The organism is Metabacillus idriensis (assembly GCF_009674765.1).
Taxonomy (GTDB): domain Bacteria; phylum Bacillota; class Bacilli; order Bacillales; family Bacillaceae; genus Bacillus_P; species Bacillus_P idriensis.
The window spans coordinates 43,914-60,974 of sequence record NZ_WKKF01000016.1 but is presented as its reverse complement, the minus strand read 5'-3'; the positions used below and the strand labels follow the sequence as shown (position 1 = coordinate 60,974).

General features: G+C 42.7%; 12 protein-coding genes, 1 rRNA gene and 2 riboswitches. Of the genes, 4 read left to right on the top strand and 9 right to left on the bottom strand.

What is annotated here, in order from left to right:
- The 9 genes from GJU41_RS22760 to GJU41_RS22720 form a co-directional block, all read right to left on the bottom strand.
- A 16S ribosomal RNA gene (locus tag GJU41_RS22760) occupies positions 1-64 on the bottom strand; the annotation flags it as partial.
- 342 nt (positions 65-406) lie between these two features.
- The gene (locus GJU41_RS22755; protein WP_154319689.1) at positions 407-1,732 is read right to left on the bottom strand and encodes an NCS2 family permease; all 1,326 of its coding nucleotides are present in this window, start codon (positions 1,730-1,732) and stop codon (positions 407-409) included.
- Between the two features lie 148 nt (positions 1,733-1,880).
- Positions 1,881-1,982, bottom strand: a riboswitch (purine riboswitch).
- A gap of 82 nt (positions 1,983-2,064) precedes the next feature.
- Positions 2,065-3,597 (bottom strand): glutamine-hydrolyzing GMP synthase, encoded by a 1,533-nt coding sequence (guaA, locus tag GJU41_RS22750; RefSeq protein ID WP_070875299.1) that lies wholly within the window; start codon positions 3,595-3,597, stop codon positions 2,065-2,067.
- 158 nt (positions 3,598-3,755) lie between these two features.
- A riboswitch (purine riboswitch) is annotated at positions 3,756-3,857 on the bottom strand.
- Positions 3,858-3,887: 30 nt separating this feature from the next.
- Positions 3,888-6,071 carry a transglutaminase TgpA family protein gene (locus GJU41_RS22745; protein ID WP_070875263.1) on the bottom strand — a complete coding sequence of 728 codons (2,184 nt, stop codon included), beginning with the start codon at positions 6,069-6,071 and terminating at the stop codon, positions 3,888-3,890.
- Positions 6,068-7,186, bottom strand: a complete 1,119-nt coding sequence (locus GJU41_RS22740) for a DUF58 domain-containing protein (RefSeq protein WP_224771490.1) — start codon at positions 7,184-7,186, stop codon at positions 6,068-6,070. Before GJU41_RS22740 ends, GJU41_RS22745 begins: the two co-directional genes overlap by 4 nt.
- Positions 7,187-7,287: 101 nt before the next feature.
- Positions 7,288-8,250 (bottom strand): AAA family ATPase, encoded by a 963-nt coding sequence (locus GJU41_RS22735; protein WP_070875265.1) that lies wholly within the window; start codon positions 8,248-8,250, stop codon positions 7,288-7,290.
- A gap of 312 nt (positions 8,251-8,562) precedes the next feature.
- Entirely contained in the window at positions 8,563-10,689 is a 2,127-nt protein-coding gene (locus GJU41_RS22730; RefSeq protein ID WP_070875266.1) for an SA1320 family protein, read from the bottom strand.
- A 23-nt stretch (positions 10,690-10,712) separates the two neighbouring features.
- A complete protein-coding gene (locus GJU41_RS22725) occupies positions 10,713-11,645 on the bottom strand; it encodes a DUF1672 family protein (RefSeq protein WP_083328101.1) in 933 nt (310 codons plus the stop codon).
- Positions 11,646-11,959: 314 nt separating this feature from the next.
- On the bottom strand, positions 11,960-13,009 hold the full coding sequence (locus tag GJU41_RS22720; protein WP_070875267.1) for an NAD(P)/FAD-dependent oxidoreductase: 1,050 nt from the start codon (positions 13,007-13,009) through the stop codon (positions 11,960-11,962).
- A gap of 211 nt (positions 13,010-13,220) precedes the next feature.
- Here GJU41_RS22720 and GJU41_RS22715 point away from each other — a divergent pair, with 211 nt between their 5' ends.
- From GJU41_RS22715 to GJU41_RS22700, 4 genes are all read left to right on the top strand, one after another.
- The gene (locus GJU41_RS22715; RefSeq protein ID WP_070875268.1) at positions 13,221-14,066 is read left to right on the top strand and encodes an ABC transporter ATP-binding protein; all 846 of its coding nucleotides are present in this window, start codon (positions 13,221-13,223) and stop codon (positions 14,064-14,066) included.
- Positions 14,017-14,934, top strand: a complete 918-nt coding sequence (locus GJU41_RS22710) for an iron-hydroxamate ABC transporter substrate-binding protein (RefSeq protein ID WP_070875269.1) — start codon at positions 14,017-14,019, stop codon at positions 14,932-14,934. The genes GJU41_RS22715 and GJU41_RS22710 overlap by 50 nt, the downstream gene beginning before the upstream one ends.
- A 72-nt stretch (positions 14,935-15,006) precedes the next feature.
- Complete coding sequence (locus tag GJU41_RS22705; RefSeq protein WP_070875270.1) at positions 15,007-16,005, top strand: FecCD family ABC transporter permease; 999 nt, start codon at positions 15,007-15,009, stop codon at positions 16,003-16,005.
- Positions 16,002-17,009, top strand: a complete 1,008-nt coding sequence (locus GJU41_RS22700; protein WP_070875271.1) for a FecCD family ABC transporter permease — start codon at positions 16,002-16,004, stop codon at positions 17,007-17,009. Before GJU41_RS22705 ends, GJU41_RS22700 begins: the two co-directional genes overlap by 4 nt.
- Positions 17,010-17,061 lie beyond the last annotated feature (52 nt).

Sequence of the window (17,061 nt, the reverse complement as noted above, 5' to 3'; positions counted from 1 at the left end):
CGACTTGCATGTATTAGGCACGCCGCCAGCGTTCGTCCTGAGCCAGGATCAAACTCTCCGAAGAAAATTTGTGACTCAATTTGTTGCTGACTTCAAAAATTTAAAACGTTTGGTACGCTTTTGGTTTTGTTTAGTTTTCAAAGATCATTTGCTTCAAGTGAAACTTTCTAATTATAATCTATCTGACTAGTAAAGTCAACAACTTTTTTTCAATTCATTTTATCGCTTGTTTGCGACAACAGATATTAATATACCACGATAACTTTAGAGAGTCAACGTTTTTTTAAAGGTAATTTATTTATCTGAAAGGTGCTCTTAAAAGGCACAAGAGATAGAATACCAATCTATTAAACTAATGTCAACAAAAAAAGAGATGCCGAAGCATCTCTTTTTTTCCTGTCTATTATCACCCTGCCAAAAAGACGAAATATAAGATAAAGATAATAAACATTCCGTACATAATTGGATGAATATCTTTGGCTTTACCTTTAACGATCATTGTAATTGGATAGAAGATAAATCCTACCGCAATCCCTGTGGCAATACTATATGTTAATGGCATTGCAATAATAGTAAGAAAAGCAGGAACAGCAATCTCAAAGCGGTTCCAGTCTATTTTTCCAAGGGATGAAACCATCAATATTCCTACTATTATTAAAGCAGGTGCTGTAACAGGTGCAGTGATGACACCAAGCAGCGGTGAGAAAAATAACGCAAGCAAGAACAGCCCGGCCGTTACAACAGATGCAAATCCTGTTCTCGCACCTGCAGCTACACCTGCAGAAGATTCAATGTAAGAAGTGGTAGTTGATGTACCTAAGATAGAACCGATAACAGTTGCTGCTGAATCCGCAAATAACGCTTTACCAGCTCGAGGCAATTTGTTTTCTTTAATTAGTCCAGCTTGATTAGCTACAGCAACAAGCGTACCCGCTGTATCAAAGAAGTCTGCAAATAAGAATGTCAAGATAACAACCAGCATTTGAATCGTGAACAGCTGATCCAGATTTTGAAAGGCTGCGCCGAATGTCGGCTCTAAACTTGGAACCGCCCCTACTATTTTAGTAGGAACATCAATCAATTGAACAATCATCCCGACAATAGCTGTAATGATCATTCCATAGAAGATTCCGCCATTGATGCGTTTAACCATAAAGATGACAGTGATGAAAACTCCGAAAATAGCAAGCAATGCATTTCCGTCTTTTAAATCCCCAAGCCCTACTAGTACAGCGTCATTGTTTGTAATAATGCCTGCATTCTGAAAACCTACGAATGTAATGAATAATCCGATACCCGCTCCAACCGCGTGTTTCAATTCTTCCGGAATGGAGTTGATAATCTTTTCACGAATTCCCGATAGTGTTAAAGCAATAAAGAATACTCCTGATACTAAAACCCCTGATAAAGCCGTCTGCCAGGGAATACCCATCGTAAGAACAACTGTAAAAGCGAAGAAAGCATTTAATCCCATACCCGGAGCAAGCGCAATCGGATATCTGGCTATCAGCCCCATCAGCAGGGAACCAATTGCAGCAGCAAGTGCTGTTGCTGTGAACACCGCACCCTGATCCATTCTAAGTTCATTAGGGAAATCAGGCACAGACGCAAGAGATAGTGTCAGCGGATTGACAAATAAGATATAAGCCATGGACAGGAAGGTTGTTAACCCTCCAATAAACTCGCGGCGGTAATTGGTGCCCAGCTCCTCAAATTGAAAATACTTCTTCATCTAAAATCCTCCCAATATCTTAAACGCCGTTATAAGCAGGTGGCCCGCAGAAAGATAAAATAAGTGCAAAAAGCGCTCCCTGCTAACGGGAGCGCTTGACGACAATGATATTAGATAGGACGGGTTCGTGAAATAGATCACGGATTCCCAATCTTATATAATACCTCGTAGTCAAGCTCTTTACGGTAGCTTGGTAGAAACTTTTGGGCCATATCCCCAACTTTATACGACGTATTTAGACAATTTTTGTGTACCTTCATCTTAACAGCATAGGTATAAAGTCGTCAATAAAAAAAACGAACATTTAATTAAAAATGTTCGTTTTCGTTCGTCTATTCCCACTCAATTGTTGCTGGCGGCTTGCTCGTGATGTCGTAAACTACACGGTTAATATGTTTTACTTCATTCACGATGCGGGTCGAGATGATCTCAAGCACTTCCCATGGAATGCGCGCCCAGTCAGACGTCATCCCGTCAATTGAAGTAACCGCACGGATGCCGATTGTATAATCATATGTTCTTGCATCACCCATAACACCTACACTGCGGATATCAGGAAGAACCGTAAAGTATTGCCAGATATCTCTTTCAAGTCCTGCCTTAGCAATTTCATCGCGTAAGATCGCATCAGATTCGCGAACAATCTCAAGCTTTTCTTCGGAGATGGCTCCTAATACGCGAATTCCAAGTCCCGGTCCAGGGAAAGGCTGGCGCCACACGATTTCATCAGGAATCCCAAGCTCAGATCCAAGTGCACGCACTTCATCTTTAAAGAGGGTATTCAATGGCTCGATCAGTTTAAACTGCATGTCCTCTGGAAGTCCGCCTACATTGTGATGAGATTTAATCGTTTGAGCTGTAGCCGTGCCGCTCTCGATAATATCTGTATAAAGAGTTCCTTGAGCCAGGAATTCAATGCCTTGAAGTTTTGTTGCTTCATCATCAAATACGTAGATGAATTCATTGCCGATGATTTTGCGTTTTTGCTCAGGATCAGAGACTCCGCGCAGTTTTTCCATAAAACGCTCTTTTGCATCAACTTTAATGACATTCATATTGAAGCCTTCACTGAATGTTTTCATAACACCCTCTGCTTCATCTTTACGAAGAAGACCGTGGTCAACAAAGATACATGTCAGCTGATCTCCGATTGCTTTATGAATAAGCACTGCTACTACAGAAGAATCGACTCCTCCGCTTAATGCACAAAGAACTTGCTTGTCACCGACCTGCTCACGGATTTTCTGAAGCTCCATTTCAATGAAGTTTTCCATTGACCATTCTTCTGAACAGCCGCAAACTCCAAATACAAAGTTTTTCAGCATGTCAGTCCCGAACTCTGAATGGCGTACTTCTGGATGGAACTGTACCCCATAAAGACGGCGCTCTTCATTGCTGATCGCTGCAAACGGACATGCAGGGCTTGTCGCATCTACGATAAAATCGTTTGGAATATCAGCCACTAAATCACCATGGCTCATCCACACGATCTGCTGTTTTGGCAGATCAGCAAACAATGCTGTTTCTGTTTGAACGTTTAAAGTCGCTTTTCCGTATTCACGATGATTGGCAGCTTCTACTTTTCCGCCCAAATAATGTGTCATCAATTGCATGCCGTAGCAAATGCCGAATACTGGAATGCCAAGATCGAAAATTCTTTCGTCACAGCGGAAAGCCTGTTCGCCGTACACACTGTTTGGTCCTCCAGATAAAATGATTCCTTTAGGATTCATCTTCGTGATTTCTTCAGCCGTAAGTGTATGCGGATGAAGCTCACTGTATACACCAAGTTCACGAATCCTGCGGGTAATTAATTGATTATATTGACTTCCAAAATCCAACACTAAAACCATTTCATCTTGCATGTTTATCACGGGTGGTCACCTCATTCGAAAGATATCCCCTTAATGAATAAAGAGGGGTCAGGCGTCAGACACTGATGCATCTTGTGCTTAATTATTAAAAAAAGCTAGAACTATGCCTTCAATCCAAAAAGAAAAGAAGGCAGAATTCTAGCTTTTACACTCGTCTATTCTGCCTTCATAGTCAGATTATTTGCGGCAATCCGGTAGAGACTCTCGAACCATATTATCGAGGATATATGAAGGATAAGTACTATTAATTTTCCCTATTCTAACAATGTCCCGTCATTCGGTCAAGATGATATCTTTTTAATTAAATTTTCCCACAATTTCTTTGATTTTATCCATTCTTCTTTTGAATTATCACCGCGGTAGAGAGATTTCTCATAACTGGCTGTCAATCTGGTCATATCCCTTACGTCAAAAAAGGAGTCAACATACCTTGCATAATCCCGAAGTGTTTGCCCTTCTTGGCGCTTCAATCCATAACGCTCCAGCTGCTTTAACAGTGCGACATATGCATCACCATACACTCTATCGTCTTTACGGTGCTTATAGGTGTATAAAATCACATAGGGCATCCATTTTAATCTCGTTTTATATAAAATAAAGAGAATCAGCGCAGCCGCTATCAGGATCAGATAGAAGGCCGTACTCCCGATTTGGATGGAAAATGGCCATGAACTGCTGTTTGAGCTGCTTGATTGCGGCGTATTGTTCTCCTCAGGGACAGGCTCTCTCTCAGGCTGGGATTGTTCCGGTGTTTCCTTTTCTGCATTCTCCTGAGAATCTAAGTTAAACGTAAAATCATATGGATTTGAAAAGCTTTTGGTCGGTTCAAACGGCACCCAGCCGATCCCGCTGAAGTAAACCTCTACCCAGGAATGGGCATTATTGTTGGTAATCTTGTACTCTTTTTGATTCCCGCCAAGGTTTTGTACAAACGCTCCATCAGAATACCCTTTTACCCACCGGGCAGGAATATCTGCAGCCCGAAGCAAAACAATCATCGAGGTTGAAAAGTTATCACAATATCCTTTGAAAGTTTCAAAAAGGAATTGATCCACGTAATCCTCTTCCCCCCTCGGTACAGCGACGTCAGTTGTTTCATAAGTAAACTGCGACCCTCCGAGGTAGGTTTCAATGGATTTTGCTTTATCATAGTAATTTTCGTTATCGGATGTTAATTCCAATGCCAAATCGCGGACCCGCTTAGGAAGCTCTTCAGGCAGCTGAGTATAACGGGCACGAACATCCTCTGGTACACCATTATTTGATGTAACATTACGGAGCTCATCAATTTTAAAGTCCGGAAACTCATAGGCTGCCGTGTAGGATCCTGGCGAAAAGTTTCCTCTGTTCTCTGCCAGGCGCGGAGTCATGAGCCCGGTAAGAGGATTTACGTCTAAAATTGAATCCATGGGAAGAGTGACGGACTCAATTCCAGCAGGATATATGACATGGTCATATCGGTATCGATTATCAATCTCTACACTTGCTGTTAGCGGAACTGTGTCTACTCCTTCTTCCGTCGATAAAATGGTGATATTTTCAGGATCCATCTGAACAGAATCCGCATCAGGATCTGATACATCCCAGCCTTTTCCCGTGTAGACATCCTTTGTTTCCACTCTCCAGTAATGACGGTCTTCAGCAACTGCAGTAAAAACAGGGGTATCATCTGCGACAAAAGCTCCGCCAAGCTGTTCATCATTCGGGCCATAGCCAATTTTGTTAACCGTGCCATTCGGTCCTTCCTCCTGACTCCCATATGCCGTCAAATATGGAACAGGATCCGGCCATTGCGGTTCAGCCTTTGGTGCGAGAAAACCGACAAGAACAGCACAGCCGATTAAAGCGGAAAGCGGCAGCACCCATTTCAACGTCATATAACGCTCTCTCTTAATCCTTTCAAGAACCTTGATTCTTTCCAGATAAAGCAGCCCGATCAGCACAAAGCCAATGACGACAATTCTTACAATGGCAAAGCTTGCATCATACTCCGTAAATGTATCAAGCACAGTCACATAGACAATCGTAATGATAAAAAAGAACATGATGCGTTTTTGAAAGATGATCCAGTAATTAATCAGATACACTAACAGCCATAAAAGGACAAAGAACAGCAGCGTTCGGAATGGAGAGGAAATCTCCATCCATCTTGCTTCCATCATAACGGCCGCATTATTACTAATATCTCCCAAAAATAATCCCAGCCATGCAGGACTGAAAAAAGATCCCTCAAAAAACAAAAGATGCTGGACAAACAGAATGTATAGGATTTTCACTAAAGCCCCTATATACCAGCGAGCCTTAATGGATATGAATAAAAAGCTGAGGCCAATAAAAAGGACAAACACTGCGGTATTCCCTGTTTCCGTGAAATCCTGAAGCGGCCTCAGCCATTCCCACAGCAGCAGGAACGCAAATCCATAGTAGATATAGGCGGATGTCTGTTTTTCAAAGTTTTCACTCACAGCGTACTCACCTCTTTGAATGCTTCTTCAAATCTGCCTGCACTTACTGCTTTAATCATAATTCTCCGTTTCATCAGCCGTTCCATCATCACTTTTTCTTCGCTTGAAATCCGGTCTCCTTCTTTTTTTATCAGGAACACAAACGTTGAGTGATTCCGGCTTCCGATCAGTTCAAGCTTTCTGACTAAATCGAGTGATAAGCTTGCCGTTACAAGCAATGGCGTCACATTTTTTGATTGCCAAGCCGGCAGTTCGCTTTCCGTTACATCTGCAAACGACCGGCTGCTGTCACAATCGACTTTTGCCAGGTGATAGTTAATCTGCTGCAAGTGCTGTTCCGTTTCTTGCAAGTTATACACCGTTTTTTCCCGTCCGACGGAAACAAAGCCCATTTTTGCCCCGCTTTTTATAATCGCTCTTGCAAGCGAGGCCGAAAACGTGACGAGTTCTTCAAAAGCCTCAGAGTTTACCCGATCCATCATCACCACGACATCATGACTTTGCATTTGTTCAAACTCTTTCGTCATGATACGGTCTCTTCTTGCAGTTGCCTTCCAATCAATCCACGAAAAACGGTCACCAGGCTGATACTCCCTTATCCCGATTGCCATTGTGGTATCCTGCCAGAATTTCGCTTTAGAATTGGTTGCTCCCTGCTCAAACTGCTTCTCATGTTGACGGTAAGTCAAGTCTACTGAATGAGGATAAACGAGGAAGTAATTTTCCGCTTCAAATGTCATCTCTTTATCGATAAGGCCAAACAAATCTCCCGTTCGGACCCGCACTTCTGTAAAGCGGTGCTCGCCCCTTGGCATTCGCTTCAATTCATATTGCATGGTGATCGTTTTTTTTAACCATGGAAACAAAAGCCTCTTCGGTTCTTTCATTAATTTCTGCTCTGACAGCTTCTCAGGCAGAATGTCTTCTACTATTAAATAGAACAATGGAAAAGGCACGTTCCTTTTTATCGTGATTGTCCCGACTAACTGTTCCCCTACTGAAAATTGCTCCTGATTAATGGAGCGTGTTACTTGAAACGTTCTGATTGGGTAAATAGCAATCAACAGTGAATAAATGGAGATCGGCAGAAAGCTGTAGAATAAAAACCAGCTCACAAATCCCCCCTGAAACATGGCATATGCATATGTGACTGCCGTAAAGAACAAAAGGCTCACGAGCTTCCAGACATAGCGGATTTTAAGAAAAAAGGATTTCATTAACGGCTCATCGACCTTTGCACCGGCACAGAAGTTCTTGAAATGATTTCAGAGAGCAGATGTTCAGCAGACTTCCCTTCATATTTCGCTTCTGATTTTAAAATCATCCGGTGAGGAAGCGTATTTGGGGCAAGATATTGGATGTCGTCCGGAATAACATAGTCACGGCCATACAGGAAGGCATAGGCTTGAGCGGATTTCATAAGTGCGATGGATCCGCGGGGACTTGCTCCTAAGTAGACGGAAGGATGCTTGCGCGTCTTAGTGACCAGCTCGACTATATATCGTTTCACTGTCTCATCTACATAGACTGACTGGATTTCTTTTTGAAGCTCGACTAATTCTTCTTTAGTAATGACTGATTGGATATGATGGATGGGTCTTTCTTTTTCTGCGAGGTTCAAAATTTCAAGTTCTTCTCCAGGAGTTGGATAGCCCATTCTGATTTTGAAAAGAAAACGGTCAAGCTGGGCTTCCGGCAGCGGATAAGTGCCTTCGTATTCGATCGGATTCTGCGTAGCCATAACAAAGAACGGACGCCCGAGTGATTTCGTTACACCATCAACCGTCACATTTGCTTCTTCCATTCCTTCTAAAAGCGCCGATTGGGTTTTAGGCGACGTACGGTTAATTTCATCCGCAAGGACGATATTTCCCATAATTGGACCCGGGCGGTATTCAAATTCAAGTGTTTTCGGATTATAAATAGAAACTCCTGTTACATCAGACGGCAATAAATCAGGAGTGAACTGGATTCGTTTAAAATCTGCTCCCACTGATTTGGCAAGAGATCTGACCATCATGGTTTTACCGACGCCAGGGACATCTTCAAGCAAAACGTGGCCCTCAGCCAATATGGCAACAAGACTGAGCACGGCAACATCCCGTTTTCCGACCATGACGCGTTCTATATTTTCAATCACTTTACCGAGTTTAGGATGCATCATTTCATTTTGAGCCATTCTATTCCTCCTAGAACTAGTTATCGATAAGTTGCTTAACTATAATAGAGTTCTGAACGAAGCGACAAATTCCTGTTTGTTTTTACATATTTAATCTTTTCTTAACAAACCCGAAAAGCGGAGCCGACTGTTCAGCTCCGACAGGCAGATAAGGATCCGACAGTAAAGGCGCTTTTTGCCTTTGCTGGCGGATCCGTTCTGACCGAGGAGTTAGGAGGTGGAGCTAGACACCAATGTGCAAAATTTTATACTTTCTTATCTCTTGAAAAAAAACCGCTTCACTGGATTGAAGCGGCTTTCATGTCTACGCTTTTAGTTCATAGTCCCGCGGTCGACCTGCTCTCCCAGAATCCCCATATTGGACGTCACCTTTTGAGAAACGTCGCACAGAGCCTCGATGGCATTTGCTTTGTTTTGTCCGAGCTGCGTAACCACATCTGAAAATGTCATTTCCATTTCTCTTAGAATGGCAAAAGCCGCAAGATTGTATAATTGGACATTTGCATAACTCGTTGCATTGAAAATGGCTTGATCGAGGTACGGCCGGAAGTTTGAAACAAGGGTTGGAAATTGAATCATCAGCCTTTCCGCCCCATCTCTGATCCCTTCAACAGTAGCAGCCATCTCATCCAAGGGTTTAAGCGTGTTATGCACATATGCCGTAATTTTGTCATCAAAATCCGTAAACATGCCGATTAGTTTTCCAGGCAGTGTATGGTTCACTCCAAGGTATGCTGCTCCTTTTATTGCTGAAGAAATACCTTCAAGAGTGAGCTCAATCAGCTCCGTTAGCGTTTTTAAAGCAACGATGAACGGGAAAACCTTACTATAAGCAAAACCCGTAAACGCTGTGAACGCCAAATCAAGCTGTACCTCTTTGATGCGCATGCCCACTTTCAAATAAGGAGATTCCTCTAAAACAAAGGAGGTTGTTTTTGGGACAGGACCTGCTTCATCTGCTGCCTCAGTACCTGCTCTTATGCTTTCACCAATTGAATGATCTCTGCTCTCAAATGAATCAGCTGTGCCATTTACTTGAGTTTTAAATTGTTCAATATGTTCAACCAGTTTGTCTTTGTTTCCATTTATTATGTCAAAATGAGCTCTAAGCTCTCCTACTACCGCATCATACCAAAGGTCCGTTCCGCCTTTAAATAGATCCGGAATCAGGTCAGAAATCACGTTCCCGAGCATTCGAGAGAGTCCGTCTACTTCATCCCTCATCTCACAAAGCTGATTCCTGGCTTTTCCGAATAATCCTTCTACACTCACATCCACATTAAACACGTGCTCCATAAGTTCCGCCGGCGGGGAATTTAAAACAGAGTTAAGAGATCTGCAAGAACCTTCCGCTCGCTCCAGCAAAGAAATCAGATCATCTATTTCTCCTTTTAAACGGCTGCCTGCAGATGTAATCCCAATAAAAATAGGATCACCAATCGAATTTTCAAATGAATCCTCAAAAATCTGCTGCAGCATAGAAATCCGCTGATACAGCCTGATCCCCTCATCATCAATAATTTCTGCAGAATTTGCGAGATAATCATTTGCTGTTGCAACCCTTGCCTTCACCTGACTATCGATCCTTTCCGCAAGCAACATGAGATTTTCTTTATTGATTTCAATGTAATCTGTATTTCCTCCGTAGAGAGGACTTCCGGTCCAGAGGCTCGTCACGATATGTGCATCGGCATCTATAAAGATCTCTCCCGCTCCTGGCTGCCCTGGCATCCCAATTTTATAAGATTGAGACCCGTCATCTTTTCGCAAGTACCCTGTGTGATTTGTCCCTAAATGTTCAAACGCAGGTACTGGGATTCCATTGAAAATTTCATACTGATGGCCGGGAATTCGTGAATGAAGGTCAAGACCAGAGAGCCCTTTTGTTAAAGGGTCATAGCTGCTGAAGTAATTTGTAATATGGCTGTATTCCATGTCAGGTTCCATCATGCCTGCAGGAAGAAGGGCAGGGTTCAGAGTCACTGCTTTTACATCAGGGTGTTCAATGGCGACTGACCCCACAAGAGCTCCGCCGAGGGAGTTCCCTGACATCGACTTGATTCCGCCTGCTCTCTGATACTTTTTATCCATCTCATTAAAGTATGCTCTCGCATCTGCGATTTGTGCGGGAGTCAGATCGCTCATCAGCTGGAAATCTGTCAGGAGATCTTGTTTTTGACTCGGGTTTGTGCCGACGTAGACGACGGTATATTCTCCAGTTTCATAGTTTTGAACTGTTAAAGCGTCCAAACCGCTTTTTTGATTATATTTAGTGTTAACTACTGTATAGTTTCTTCCGTTTACAGTGATCGTCTCATCTACATCAAAGCTTCTATATGCATGGTAACCCGCTAGTTCTACTAAATCTTTATCACTTATTGTGGAATCAACACCGTTAACTTCATTAACTTTAACAGTCGATATACCAGGTTTTTTCATAGTAGAGACTCCTTTTTCATTACCTATTCTTTTACAATATAATCCGGGTTCGAACGCTCTAACGTATTGTCCTTCGTCCCTATACCGTTCGTTTTATCGATTAAATTATCATTAAGATAGACCGAATAAGAACCACGGGGGAATCCATCCCTATCTTCAAGATCATTTACAACCTTTTCAAAAACCTTTTGATCAGGCTTTGCACCTTCTTCTTTCATATAGAGATATAGAGTAATAATGACGCCTTTTGATGGGTAATCATTTTTTGTGAAAGTTTGTTTCCATTCTTCTTTTGACTTATCCGGATTTTGCAAATATGCGTTGTAAAGCTTGTCAAAAGCGGGATCTAATGTGTTTACATAGTAATATGGGGTGCTATATCCTCCTGCACGAACAGTTTCCAGTGCTTCCTGAGTGATGCCGACAACAGGATTTTCTTTAACAACATCTTCTACATATTGATCTAGGGCAGAAAATTCCTGATCAAAAACCATAGCAAAAATACCAGTCTTTATCGCATCTTCAACCTGCCCCTCCTGTGACCATACCTTATCCGTTAAAACCTTATCTCCTTCAATCGGTACAATCGCATACGTATAAAAATGCGGCTCCCCAACGGACTCCACAAATACTGTTGCCCCGTCTACAGCTCCTACAACATTGTGAACTGTCACTTCTGTCTTATATGTATCCTGAAAGAACGCCTTCACTGCCTGGTCAATCTCTTTACGGTTGGCTTCGGCAATTTTGTCGGCCTTCTCGCCGTTATCAAGCTCATACCCTTCTCCCTTGTAATCTTGGACACTTACATACACATCTTCCGTTTGCTTTTCTTGTTGCGCTGCTGTTTGTTTTTCAGTCTCTTTTTCAGTCCCTGCGTTATTCATGTCAGAACACCCTCCGAGCATTAATGATAAACCCATGCTAGATATGATTAGTTTCTTTTTATAGTTCACTCAGCTGTCCTCCTATTGGATGGCATCGAATCAATGATTTTCTTTTATTTTATCGGAATAAGGAAGGTTTTTACATGAAGGATTGGATTAAGCGTCGGAAATAAGTCTATGCTCATAGGTTTCTGGGAATATGAGCGCTACTTTCCAACTAGTAAAACTAAAGAACATATAAAACTTTTGTTATGCTGGTTATACGTGATATCCGAACTATCAATTGTATAATTACCCCATATTTTGAATTTTCAAGCATGTTGTTTAACTATTTACTAAAAAAAAGGACTTCCCTATACGGAAAGCCCTCTCAATCGATCCCTCTATTTCATCATCTCTTTAACTAACTCCCTGTTTCGCTCTTTAAAAACTTCATTATGAGAGGAAACCATCGCAGACTTATGTGCATCTGGCTGTATATACTGCTTTGCTTTGTTTACCGCATTGGCCGCATCCTGGAAAGCTCCCGCGATTAAGTGCAGCTTCCCGCTGTGCATGAGGATGTCGCCTGCAGCAAATAGTCCTTCAACAGAAGATTCGCTCGATTCATTGCCCGCAATATAGAATTCTTCTGCGAGAGCGATGTTCAGCTGACTTTTTTGAAGCAGAGCAGCATCCCGTTCATATCCATGATTGATGATCACCTCATCAATAGAGAGGTAAGATCTTTCTCCTGTTTCCTGATTCGTCAGTTCGACACGTTCTATTTTTTCATGGTCATCAGAGGCCATCAGTTTTGTAATAGATGTCTGAAATACGCACGCTGCTTTACTGTTCATCAGCTGGGACACTTGTGCCTCATGACCTTTAAGTGCATCCTTCCGGTAAACAACATACACCTTTTCAGCAACAGGCTCTAACTCAAGTGCCCAGTCAATAGCCGAATTCCCTCCGCCTGAAATGATGACCGTTTTATCTTTAAATCGCTTTAAAGATTTGATCGTATAGTTCAAGTTTGAGACTTCAAATCTCTCTGCCCCTTCAATCTCGAGTTTCTGAGGGTTTAAGATGCCTCCGCCTACTGCTGCAATGACCGTTTTTGAATAATGGGTGCGTCCGGATGCAGTCTTCATCACGAAAATGCCTTCTTCATTTTTTGAGATAGACTCTACTTTTTCATTCAGCACAACTTCCGGATGAAACGTTAATCCCTGTTTAACCAGCTGATTAATTAATTGTGCCCCTGATATGGGAGTAAGTCCCCCTATATCCCAGATCATCTTCTCAGGATATACATGAACTTTTCCGCCGAGCTGCGGCTGATACTCAATAATCTTAGTTTTCATTTCTCTCAGTCCGCTGTAAAAAGCCGAATAAAGCCCGGCAGGACCGCCCCCAATAACCGTCACATCAAAAATTTCATACCCCTCCACACTCAACACTCCCTCTATGCAAAACTCTTTATTTATAAAGCATTAATTATTATTGATTATCATTCTCAATTAAATATATCTTGTAATCTTAAAATTGACAAGTAAAACTGTTATTGACAATAGTCATAAAGAATTATAGACTTTTCTTATCCGATATTGATAATCATTATCAGTAAATATTACCAATTTTTCAGCAAATGGAGGGAGAAAAATGGTTCGCCTACTTACCGAGTCAGTAAACATTGGCTATGGTGAACGTCTAATAGTAAAAGATCTTAGCGTGAGTATTCCGGATAAAAAGATTACAACCATCATCGGTCCAAATGGCTGCGGAAAATCCACTTTGCTGAAAGCGATTACCCGTATTATCTCTCTTCAGTCAGGAGACGTTGTTCTCGACGGAAAATCGATTTCCAAAGAACAAACAAAAAAACTGGCTAAGAAAATGGCGATCCTTCCTCAAACACCTGAAAGCGCCGCCGGCCTTACAGTGGGCGAGCTTGTCTCATACGGCCGTTTTCCTCACCAAAAGGGCTTCGGCAGATTAACGAAGAAGGATTATGAGGTCATTCAATGGGCTCTTGAAGTAACTGGAACTGCCGACTTTAAATACCGTCCTGTCGATTCGCTGTCTGGCGGTCAGCGCCAGCGTGTATGGATAGCGATGGCCCTCGCGCAGGAAACAGACATTATCTTCCTTGACGAGCCTACTACATATCTTGATATGGCTCACCAGCTTGAAGTGCTTGAACTGCTACAAACATTAAATGCTGAGCAGGAACGCACCATTGTCATGGTTCTTCACGATTTGAATCAGGCAGCCCGCTTTGCAGACTACATCATTGCCCTCAAAGACGGCGAAATCGTGAAAGCAGGATCATGTGAAGAGGTCATTTCCCGTGATGTGCTGAAAGAAGTTTTTCATATTGATGCTGTGATCGGAAATGACCCGCGCACCAATAAACCAATGTGTATGACTTATAACTTAATAAAGGGAGAAAAAGAAAATGAAGAAATTAATGATTCCATTCCTGCTGCTGCTCTTAGTCTTGCTTAGCGCTTGCGGCAATGAAGCAGCTAAAGATACAGGCTCAGAAAAGAAAAAAGAAGAAAAAAGCACCATCACTTACGAGTCAGAAGCAGGACCTGTTGAAGTACCAGCAGATCCAAAACGCGTTATTGTTCTTTCCTCTTTCGCAGGAAATGTGATGGCGTTAGATACAAAGCTTGTCGGAATTGATTCATGGTCAAAAATGAATCCGCGCTATGAAGCATTAGAAGGTGTAGAAGAAGTGACGGATGATAATCTGGAAAAAATCATTGAACTTAATCCGGACTTGATTATTGGCCTTTCAAACATCAAAAACATTGATAAGTTAAAAGAAATCGCTCCTACAGTTACTTATACTTACGGAAAAGTTGATTATTTAACTCAGCACCTCGAAATCGGAAAACTTTTAAACAAAGAAGAAGAAGCACAGGCTTGGATTGACGACTTCAAAAAACGCGCTCAAACAGCCGGTGACGACATCAAAGCAAAAATCGGCGAAGATGCAACAGTTTCTGTTATTGAAAACTTTGATAAACAGCTTTATGTTTTCGGCGACAACTGGGCACGCGGCACAGAAATTCTTTATCAGGAAATGAAATTGAAAATGCCTGAAAAAGTGACGGAAATGGCATTGAAAGACGGATTTTATGCTATCTCTGCTGAGGTTCTTCCTGAATATGCGGGCGACTATATGATTTTCAGCAAAAACACAGACGGAGATACTTCCTTCCAAGAGACTGAAACATATAAAAATATTCCTGCCGTTAAAAACAATCAAGTATTCGAAGCAAACGCAAAAGAATTCTACTTCAACGATCCAATCTCACTTGACTACCAGCTTGAATTCTTTAAGAAAAGCTTTTTAGAAAACTAATGCAAAAATGAGGGATTCTTACTAGTAAGAATTCCTTTTCCTTTATTCCAAAAAGAAGAGAATGATTGACTGATGACAAAAAACATGTTGTTCCCACTAAAAATGACCGCTTGCATTCTCGTATTCATAGCTGCTTTTACTGCGGCTATGATTTTCGGTGCCGCAGACACGACTCTGAAAGATGTCTGGCTTGCCATGACGAGCACAGAACTCAATGATAAGGCAACCATGATTCAGGAAATCCGCCTGCCGCGTGAGCTCGCGGCCATTTCAGTCGGCGCTGCCCTTGCAGTATCCGGTGCCATCATGCAGGGGCTGACGAGAAACCCGCTCGCTGACCCTGGATTAATCGGACTGACAGCAGGCGGTACGGCAGCGCTTGCCGTCACACTCGCTTTTTTTCCTTCAGTGAATTATTTTGGCATTATGATTGCCTGCTTCATTGGCTGTGCAGTTGGAGCCGTTATGGTTTTTGGTATAGGTTCGATGAATAGAGGCGGATTTTCGCCAATGCGCATCGTATTAGCTGGTGCTGCCGTCTCTGCTTTCCTATTTGCGGTCGCCGAAGGAGTCGGCATTTATCATAAGCTTTCAAAGGATGTTTCGATGTGGACTTCAGGAGGCATGGCAGGCACATCGTGGAATCAGCTTCAGTTCATTGTCCCGTTTATTGCGGCTGGCATTGTGATTTCCCTGATGCTTTCTAGACAGCTTACTATTCTAAGTTTAAGTGAAGAGGTTGCTGTAGGATTAGGCCAAAAAACGATTTATATTAAGGCAATTCTTTTTGTTGTCATCGTTTTGCTTGCAGGCGCAGGCGTTGCTCTTGCAGGCAATCTGGCTTTTGTCGGTCTGATGATCCCGCACATCGTCCGGGCGATAGTCGGAACGGACTACCGTTATATCATTCCAATGTCAGTTGTCACGGGAGCAACGTTTATGCTGCTTGCTGACACGCTTGGCAGAACCATCAATGCTCCTTATGAAACACCTGTGGCAGCAATTGTCTCCATTCTCGGTCTGCCTTTCTTTCTCTTTATTGTCCGAAAAGGAGGCCGTGATTTCACATGATTCATTCTGCTTTAGTAAAAAAACAGCGAATCACCATTTTGATCTTGTTTATCCTGCTTTTAACGACCATTATTGCCGGAATGGGGCTTGGCTACGCTTCTCTTTCTTATGACAGGCTGATTCCCGTTCTGACGGGACAGGGTACATTTAAAGAAGACTTTATTCTCTATTCCATTCGCCTTCCGCGGATCATCATCACGATTCTCGCTGGAATGGCGCTTGCTCTATCTGGTGCCATTTTGCAGGGCATCACAAGAAATGATCTGGCTGATCCCGGCATTATCGGCATTAACTCCGGCGCAGGAGCAGCTATCGCTGTATTCTTTTTGTTCTTTCCAATTGACGCAGGTTCATTCGTTTATATGCTTCCTTTAGTTGCATTTGCGGGAGCCCTGCTGACCGCTATTCTAATCTATGCTTTTTCGTACAGCCGCACTGGGGGCATGCAGCCAGTCAAACTCGTATTGACTGGTGTGGGATTTTCTATGGCCCTCTCAGGTCTGATGATTGTCCTGATTTCATCTGCTGATCGCCAAAAAGTGGACTTTATCGCAAAATGGCTGTCAGGGAACATATGGGGTGCGGATTGGCCGTTCATTTTGGCCATCCTTCCATGGGCTGCCATTCTTATCCCTTACACCCTGTACAAAGCGAATCGGCTGAATCTTCTTGGGATGAGTGAACCTGTGCCTATTGGCTTAGGTGTCTCAGTTGAAAAAGAAAGGGTGGTCCTGCTGCTGACTGCGGTTGCGCTTGCAGCTGCTGCTGTCTCTGTCACAGGAGGCATCGCCTTCGTCGGACTTATGGCTCCTCATATTGCAAGAGCGCTTGTCGGCCCCCGAAACCAGCTCTTTCTTCCGGTGGCGATTCTGATTGGTGCCTTTCTCCTGCTTTTAGCGGATACGATTGGACGGAACATCATTGAACCAGAAGGTATACCTGCAGGAATCATGATTTCGCTGATTGGAGCTCCGTATTTTATGTATTTACTGCTAAAAAAATAGGATAAATCGATTCAAAAGCTGAAGGTCTCTTCAGCTTTTTTGTTTGCCCATC

Excerpts from the sequence above, each read along its gene's own strand:
- GJU41_RS22755 (WP_154319689.1), bottom strand. The coding sequence starts at position 1,732 with ATGAAGAAGTATTTTCAATTTGAGGAGCTGGGCACCAATTACCGCCGC.
- guaA (WP_070875299.1), bottom strand. The coding sequence starts at position 3,597 with ATGCAAGATGAAATGGTTTTAGTGTTGGATTTTGGAAGTCAATATAAT.
- GJU41_RS22735 (WP_070875265.1), bottom strand. The coding sequence starts at position 8,250 with ATGGCTCAAAATGAAATGATGCATCCTAAACTCGGTAAAGTGATTGAA.
- GJU41_RS22730 (WP_070875266.1), bottom strand. The coding sequence starts at position 10,689 with ATGAAAAAACCTGGTATATCGACTGTTAAAGTTAATGAAGTTAACGGT.
- GJU41_RS22715 (WP_070875268.1), top strand. The coding sequence starts at position 13,221 with ATGGTTCGCCTACTTACCGAGTCAGTAAACATTGGCTATGGTGAACGT.
- GJU41_RS22710 (WP_070875269.1), top strand. The coding sequence starts at position 14,017 with ATGAAGAAATTAATGATTCCATTCCTGCTGCTGCTCTTAGTCTTGCTT.
- GJU41_RS22705 (WP_070875270.1), top strand. The coding sequence starts at position 15,007 with ATGACAAAAAACATGTTGTTCCCACTAAAAATGACCGCTTGCATTCTC.
- GJU41_RS22700 (WP_070875271.1), top strand. The coding sequence starts at position 16,002 with ATGATTCATTCTGCTTTAGTAAAAAAACAGCGAATCACCATTTTGATC.